The sequence below is a fragment of the Albidovulum sp. genome (assembly GCF_049646345.1).
Taxonomy (GTDB): Bacteria; Pseudomonadota; Alphaproteobacteria; order Rhodobacterales; family Rhodobacteraceae; genus Albidovulum.
Window position 1 is genome coordinate 1 of record NZ_JBARVQ010000752.1, and the last position, 6,897, is coordinate 6,897.

Here is a 6,897-nt window from a genome sequence, read left to right on the forward strand (position 1 = left end):
GTGGCGCTCTGCCCTACCCTCGATCACCGTCATCATCCGCCGTTTCAGCAGCACCGCCGCACGGCGGCCAAAGAACCCGCCTTCGGTCCGGACAAGCGCCACCACCGGCACCTCGACCGCCAGCAACCGGCGGCGGTGCAGCCCGTCGTGACAGACCCTGAGCAGGCAATCGCAATAGTCGGCCACATTGTAGCCCCGCCGCGCCAGAACCTGCCGGTCGCAGGAAAGCTCCCGCAACTCCTCGACCTGCCGTTTCCAGAGATAGAAGGCCGGATTCCAGAACAGGAACGGCTGAATGAGGCCAAGCGCGATTTCCCATTCGACATCCCCCTGCCGAAGATGCTGCAATTCATGGCCAAGCGCGATCTCCAGATCGCATTCATTGGCCAGCATGCCCGACGGCAACACAACGATCCGCGACCTCAACCCACGGGTCGAGAACGGCACTGTCACAGTATCGGAAAGCCTGAGCTCTACCCGGCCGATCCGGCGCCAGACATAACTTTCACTGATGATCCGACGCAGTTTGAGATAGCTGAGGCCAAGCCGCACCGCGAAGGCCGTGAAACCTGTGGCAAGGAAGGCCATCAGCCCCAACCCGAGCGGTCCCGACAACAGCCGCGTCACTTCGCCCCGGAAACCCAGCATGCGTTCGAGTTCTGCCGGGTTCATCTCGAACCGGCCCTGCAGATATTGCGAGATCACGAAATCGGTAAGATTGACCGAATGCTCCGGCGTCAGGATGCCCGCGCGCAAAGCCAGTCCAAGGCCTGCAACGAAAAGCGGGCTGATGATGACGGCCAGGAACAGGACCCGCAACAATCTGAGGCGGGCCGTGACCGCGTGGCCGAGGCCCGCAGCATCCAGCAGGCGGGCGAACAGCACCCAGATAAGGCAGGTGAAGACCAGAAGGGCATTCACCTCAAAATAGGCGTCGAGTAGCGGGCTAGCGTTTGTCATCCCTGAGCCTCTTGTCAATCAGCGCCCGGATCTCGTCGAGCGCCTCTTCCGACAGGTCGTGATCGTCGACCAGCCGCGCGACGAGCGTCGCCGGCGCATTGTCGAAGAGTTTTTCGGAAAGGTTCTTCAGCGAACGCGACTGATAGGCGTCCTTGCTCAGCGTCGCTGTGTAGATGAAGGTCTTGCCCTGTTTCGTGCTGGTGACGAAACCCTTCTGTTCTAGGATGCGCAGGATCGTGGCCGCCGAGGTATAGGCAAGCTTGCGCGCCGGGGCGAGTGCCTCTTGCACGTCCCGCACGGTCGCTGCGCCCAGGTCCCAGAGCCGGGACATGAATTCCAGCTCCACCTCGGTCAGGAATTTGGTTTTCTTGTCGCTCATCTTATTGCTTTCCCGATCCAGCCCGATCCTCGGCCCCTTTCTACTAAGCTTATCGCATTTCTCAAAACCAAAGTGTGGGCTTGCCAAAGTAAGGTGGGTTTAAACCCACCTTACTTTGAGGGAATGCGCCTCAGACCTTCCAGAAGCAGAACACCCCCCATGCGATTGCGATAGCGAGGGGCCACCAGAGCGGCATGCCAATGAGGCCAAGCCAGGCCATGAAGATATAGGATGTGCCAAGAAGCGTGATGAACAGCCGGTCGCCGCGCGTGGTGGTCAGGCCCAGCACACCCTGCCGTTCATCCCCGCCGGGGCGGCGGATTTCGAGCACCGTCAGAACCGCCATGGCCGAAAAGATGCCGATGAAGACAAGAAGCGTCGCCGGGGTCCAGGCCATCCAGAACGTGGGCCAGAGGGGCGCGGTCCAGGAAAAGCCCTGATCCTCGGTCTGGCCGAGAGTGCCCCAGCCTGTGGTCTGGGTGCTGGCAGCCACCGGCATCAGTGTCAGGAGGACTGTCAGAAACCTCATCACACCCTCCCCAGGGCGAAGCCCTTGGCGATGTAGTTGCGCACGAACCAGATGACGATGGCACCGGGGATAATGGTCAAAGTGCCGGCGGCCGCCAGAAGCCCCAGCTCATATCCCGCCGAGGACGCCGTCCGCGTCATCGTCGCCGCAATGGGTTTGGCATAGACCGCCGTCAGGGTCTTGGCCAAGAGAAGCTCCACCCAGGAAAACATGAAGCAGAAGAAGGCGGCGACCCCCACGCCTGCCTTGATCGTCGGCAGGAACACTTGCGTGAAGAAGCGCGGGAAGGAATAGCCGTCGACAAAGGCCGTCTCATCCAGTTCCTTCGGCACGCCGCCCATGAAGCCTTCCAATATCCAGACCGCGAGCTGGATGTTGAAGAGGCAATGGGCGAGTGCGACCGCGATATGGGTGTCGAAAAGTTCCATCGCGGAATAAAGCTGGAAGAACGGCAGCGCAAAGACCGCCGCCGGGGCCATGCGGTTCGTGAGAAGCCAGAAGAAAAGCTGCTTGTCGCCAAGGAACCGGTAGCGAGAGAAGGCGTAGGCGGCTGGCAGTGCCACGGTGACCGAAATCACCGTATTGATCGTGACGTAGAGGATCGAGTTGATATAGCCCCAATACCAGGTCGGATCGGTAAAGATCGTCCGGTAGCTCTCCAACGTCCATTTCTGCGGGAAAAGCGAGAAGCCGCCAAGGATCTCTTGCGTGGTCTTGAAGCTCATCGCCACCAGCCAGTAGATCGGCAACATCAGGAAGATGATATAGAGGATCGGAATGATTGATCTTTTGCGCATGTCGGATCCCCTATTTCACATCGTGCCGCGTCATCAGCGTGTAGAAGAGCCACGAGACGAACAAAGTGATGGCGAAGTAGATGAGTGACATCGCCGCCGCAGGCCCAAGGTCGAACTGCCCCAGCGCGATTTTCACAAGGTCGATGGAAAGCAATGTCGTGGAGTTGCCGGGGCCGCCGCCGGTCAGCACGAAGGGCTCGGTATAGATGTTGAAACTGTCCATGAAGCGCAAGAGGACGGCGATGGTCAGCACCTGCTTCATCTTCGGCAACTGGATGTAGCGGAAGACCGCCCAGTTCGACGCGCCGTCGATCTTGGCCGCCTGATAATAGGCGTCGGGGATCGAGACGAGGCCCGCATAACACAGAAGCACCACAAGCGAGGTCCAGTGCCAGACATCCATGGTGATGATCGTGACCCAGGCGGCAACCGGGCTGCGGGTCATGTTGTAGTCGATGCCAAGGACGTGGTTCATGAAATAGCCCAGAAGGCCGATATCCGGCAGAGTGAAGATGTTCCACATCGCGCCGACGACGTTCCACGGGATCAGCATCGGCAGCGCCATGGTGACAAGGCAGACCGGCACCCAGAACCCTTTTCGCGGCATCGAAAGCGCGATGATTACGCCCAAAGGCACCTCGATTGCGAGGATGGTGAAGGTGAACAGGAACTGCCGCCCAAGGGCTGCGTGGAACCTGTCGGAGCGCAGGATATCCTGAAACCAGCCGAGCCCGTGCCAGAAGAACTGGTTGTTGCCGAAGGTTTCCTGCACCGAATAGTTGACGACCGTCATCATCGGCACAAGCGCGTTGAAGGCGACGAGTATGAGGACGGGAAGGACGAAGAACCAGGCCCTCTGATTGACCTTGCGCATCAGGCGGCCCTTTCCTGTTTGGTGGCGATCCAGCCGTCGCGGTAGAGCCGGGTCTGGTCGGGGCGGAAGCTAAGATGGACACCATCGCCCTGCCCCGGCACCGTGCCTTCGACAATGGCGCTGACCTTCGTATCGCCTGCCATCGCCTCGACCACGGAATGACGGCCAAGGTCCATGACCTTGCGCACCGTCGCCGCGATACCGGTATCGCCCAGCATCACATATTCCGGCCGGACGCCGATCTCGTGCCGACCTGTCCCTGATGCCACCGCACCTTCCAGCGCGATCTGCTGTCCGGCGAAGAAGGCCGCCCCATCGCGCAATTCGGCGGGCAGGACATTCATACCGGGCGAGCCGATGAAATGGCCGACAAAGGTATGGGCGGGCCGTTCGAACAGATCGACCGGAGTGCCGATCTGCACAACCTCGCCATCCTGCATCACGACGACCTGATCGGCGAAGGTCAGAGCCTCGGTCTGGTCATGGGTGACATAGATCATCGTCACGCCGACCTTCTGGTGCAGTTCCTTGAGCTTCGAGCGCAATTTCCATTTCAGATGCGGGTCGATCACCGTCAGCGGCTCATCGAACATGATGACGTTGACATCATCGCGCACAAGGCCACGGCCCATGGAGATCTTCTGCTTGTTGTCGGGCGACAGATGCGCGGCGCGGGTGCGCAGCATCTCGGTCACGTCCAGCATCTCGGCGATCTCCTCGACGCGGGCCTTCACGCGGCTTTCATCAACGCCACGATTGCGCAGGGGAAAGGCGAGATTGTCGTAAACGGTCATCGTGTCGTAGATCACCGGGAACTGGAACACCTGCGCAATGTTGCGCTGATCGGGCGGCAGGCCGGTCACATCCTTGCCGTCAAACAGGATGCGCCCCTCGGACGGGGGCAAAAGCCCCGAGATGATGTTGAGAAGCGTGGACTTGCCGCAACCCGAGGGGCCAAGCAGCGCATAGGCCCCGCCATCCTGCCAGTCGAGGTTCAACTCCTTCAGCGCATAGTCCCCGGGCCCTTTCGGATCGGCCATGTAGGAATGGCGCAGCTTGTCGAGGGTGATCTTGGCCATGTTTGGTCCTCAGACGGCAAGCGCGCCGTCGGGCGCGAAATAGAAGCAATGGGCGGGGTCCATGAAGAACTGATGATCCTCGCCCACCCGGTAGGGATGCACACCGGACGCAAGCGAGACCCAGATATCGGACCCCATGCGGAAATGCGCGGTGGATTCCGAGCCCGAAAGCTCGGTGATCTGCACCGTGCCGGTCATCGGCACATGCGCCTCATGCGAGCGGACGGGGCTGACATAGTTCGGGCGGATCGCGACGGTATAGGTGCCGTCCGTCAGGCCCGCTGCCGCACCCGAGAGGGTCCAGCCAACCCCGTGGCCCAGCTCCATCCGCTCGCCCTTCTTGGTGACGGATGCCGAGTTGATCGGCGGGTCGGAAAAGACCCGCGCCGAGGCCAGCGAATTCGGTTTGCGATAGATCTCGGCCGTCGGACCGAACTGGGTGACGTGGCCGTCCTGAATCAAGGCCGTCCTGCCGCCCACCATCAGTGCCTCGGCGGGTTCTGATGTGGCATAGACCACGACCGCACCACGGCCCGCAAAAAGCTCGGGCAATTGATCGCGCAATTCCTCACGTAGCTTGTAGTCGAGATTGGCGAGCGGTTCGTCGAGGAACACGGCGGTCGATTCCTTGGCGATGGCGCGCGCAAGCGCGGTGCGCTGCTGCTGGCCACCCGACAATTCATGTGGGCGGCGGTTCAGCATGGGGCGCAGTTGCAGCACATCCGCCGCTGACTCTACCCGTCCTTCAATTTCCGACTTTGCCACGCCTGCGACCCGCAAGGGGGAGGCGATATTGTCGAAAACCGTCATATGCGGATAGTTCACGAAGAACTGGTGGACGAGGCTGATATTGCGCTTCTGCGGGCTCATCCCCGTCACGTCCTGCCCGTCCATCAGGATCTGCCCCGACGCCACCCGGTCAAGCCCGGCCATCAGCTTGATCAGCGAGGTCTTGCCCGATCCCGTCTCACCCAGAAGGACGTTGAAACGCCCCGGCTCAAGCACGAGCGATGTTTCCTTGATATGCGTCACCTGCCCCACGCGCTTGGTGATCGCCTTCAGTTCCAGCGCCATGTCCCCTCCCCGAGGTATCGCCTGTGTCATTGGTGGGAAAGGCCGGGGTGTCGCGACCCCGGCCCGGTCCCGCCCGGATGATCCGGACGGGAGTGTATCAGGGCCTCAGTTTTCGGCCCATTGCTGGATCAGCTCATCATAGTTGATGGTCTCACCCTGCGGCTTCTCATTGTCGAGCTTTGCATGGGGCCCGCCTTCCTTGCCGAGCCATTCCGAGGGATCGACCTCGGGGTTCAGACGCGGGCCGCAGCCGCCATAGACGCCCGCCGCCTCATCCGCCGCCTGCATCCGGGCCATGGTGATGTCCATTTCCTCGGCCAGACGGTCCATCGCCTGTTGCGGCGTGAAGGCACCCGAGTTCACATCACCGATCTGCTGCCACCAGATTTGCGCCAGCTTCGGATAGTCAGGCACGTTGATGCCCGTGGGCGACCAGCGCACGCGGTCGGGCGAGCGGTAGAACTCCACGAGACCACCAAGCTTCGGCGCGCGTTCGGTGAAGCTTTCATGCCGCACGGTAGAGTCGCGGATGAAGGTCAGACCGACATGGGACTTTTTCACGTCGACCGTCTTCGACACCACGAACTGGGCATAGAGCCAGGCCGCCTGCGCCCGGTCTTCCGGCGTGGATTTGAGGAAGGTCCATGACCCCACATCCTGATAACCGACCTTCTGGCCTTCTTTCCAGTAAGGACCATGCGGGCTGGGCGCCATGCGCCATTGTGGCATGCCCTCGTCATCGACGGTGTTGTTGCCTTCCGATTTCGGCTTCACCATGTCGGCGGTGAAAGCGGTGTACCAGAAGATCTGCTGGGCGACATTGCCTTGGGAAAGCGCCGGCAGCGACTGGTAGAAGTCGTAAGACGCAGCCCCCGGAGGTGCGTATTTCCGCAGCCATTCGTCCCATTTGGCGATCGCATAGACCGCAGCCGGGCCGTTCGCTTCCCCACCGCGCGACACGCTCGCACCGGCCGGGTTGCACGAGCCCGCTTCCATGCGAATGCCCCATTCGTCGATCGGCACACCGTTCGGCTCTCCCGGAGACCCCGCACCGGCCATTGAGAGCCAGGCGTCGGTCATCCGCCAGCCAAGGTCCGGCGCACGCTTGCCGTAGTCCATATGGCCGTAGATCGGGGTGCCGTCGATTTCCTTCACGTCATTGGTGAAGAACTCGGCGATATCCTCATAGGCCGACCAGTTGACCG

Annotated in this window: 8 protein-coding genes; all 8 read right to left on the minus strand. The window is 61.2% G+C overall.

The genetic code is table 11. The features are described from left to right. On the minus strand, nucleotides 1-960 hold a 960-nt coding region (locus WBB85_RS19720; RefSeq protein WP_432640296.1), incomplete at its 3' end, for a M56 family metallopeptidase. Continuing rightward, nucleotides 947-1,339 carry a BlaI/MecI/CopY family transcriptional regulator gene (locus WBB85_RS19725; RefSeq protein WP_432640297.1) on the minus strand — a complete coding sequence of 131 codons (393 nt, stop codon included), beginning with the start codon at nucleotides 1,337-1,339 and terminating at the stop codon, nucleotides 947-949. The genes WBB85_RS19720 and WBB85_RS19725, both read right to left, overlap by 14 nt. A gap of 130 nt (nucleotides 1,340-1,469) precedes the next feature. Further along, the gene (locus WBB85_RS19730) at nucleotides 1,470-1,736 is read right to left on the minus strand and encodes a DUF2160 domain-containing protein (protein WP_432640303.1); all 267 of its coding nucleotides are present in this window, start codon (nucleotides 1,734-1,736) and stop codon (nucleotides 1,470-1,472) included. Between the two features lie 131 nt (nucleotides 1,737-1,867). Beyond that, entirely contained in the window at nucleotides 1,868-2,665 is a 798-nt protein-coding gene (locus tag WBB85_RS19735) for a carbohydrate ABC transporter permease (RefSeq protein ID WP_432640298.1), read from the minus strand. Between the two features lie 10 nt (nucleotides 2,666-2,675). Beyond that, nucleotides 2,676-3,539, minus strand: a complete 864-nt coding sequence (locus WBB85_RS19740; protein WP_432640299.1) for a carbohydrate ABC transporter permease — start codon at nucleotides 3,537-3,539, stop codon at nucleotides 2,676-2,678. Further along, on the minus strand, nucleotides 3,539-4,618 hold the full coding sequence (locus tag WBB85_RS19745) for an ABC transporter ATP-binding protein (RefSeq protein WP_432640300.1): 1,080 nt from the start codon (nucleotides 4,616-4,618) through the stop codon (nucleotides 3,539-3,541). Before WBB85_RS19745 ends, WBB85_RS19740 begins: the two co-directional genes overlap by 1 nt. A 9-nt stretch (nucleotides 4,619-4,627) precedes the next feature. Then, nucleotides 4,628-5,692, minus strand: coding sequence for an ABC transporter ATP-binding protein (locus tag WBB85_RS19750; RefSeq protein ID WP_432640301.1), 1,065 nt, complete (start codon nucleotides 5,690-5,692; stop codon nucleotides 4,628-4,630). A 105-nt stretch (nucleotides 5,693-5,797) separates the two neighbouring features. Further along, nucleotides 5,798-6,897, minus strand: a 1,100-nt coding sequence (locus WBB85_RS19755; protein ID WP_432640302.1) for an extracellular solute-binding protein, incomplete at its 5' end; no start/stop codon positions are given.

What these genes read in the sequence shown, in the direction of transcription:
- WBB85_RS19725 (WP_432640297.1), bottom strand. Translation starts at nt 1,339, where the DNA reads ATGAGCGACAAGAAAACCAAATTCCTGACCGAGGTGGAGCTGGAATTC.
- WBB85_RS19730 (WP_432640303.1), bottom strand. Translation starts at nt 1,736, where the DNA reads ATGGCCTGGACCCCGGCGACGCTTCTTGTCTTCATCGGCATCTTTTCG.
- WBB85_RS19735 (WP_432640298.1), bottom strand. Translation starts at nt 2,665, where the DNA reads ATGCGCAAAAGATCAATCATTCCGATCCTCTATATCATCTTCCTGATG.
- WBB85_RS19740 (WP_432640299.1), bottom strand. Translation starts at nt 3,539, where the DNA reads ATGCGCAAGGTCAATCAGAGGGCCTGGTTCTTCGTCCTTCCCGTCCTC.
- WBB85_RS19745 (WP_432640300.1), bottom strand. Translation starts at nt 4,618, where the DNA reads ATGGCCAAGATCACCCTCGACAAGCTGCGCCATTCCTACATGGCCGAT.
- WBB85_RS19750 (WP_432640301.1), bottom strand. Translation starts at nt 5,692, where the DNA reads ATGGCGCTGGAACTGAAGGCGATCACCAAGCGCGTGGGGCAGGTGACG.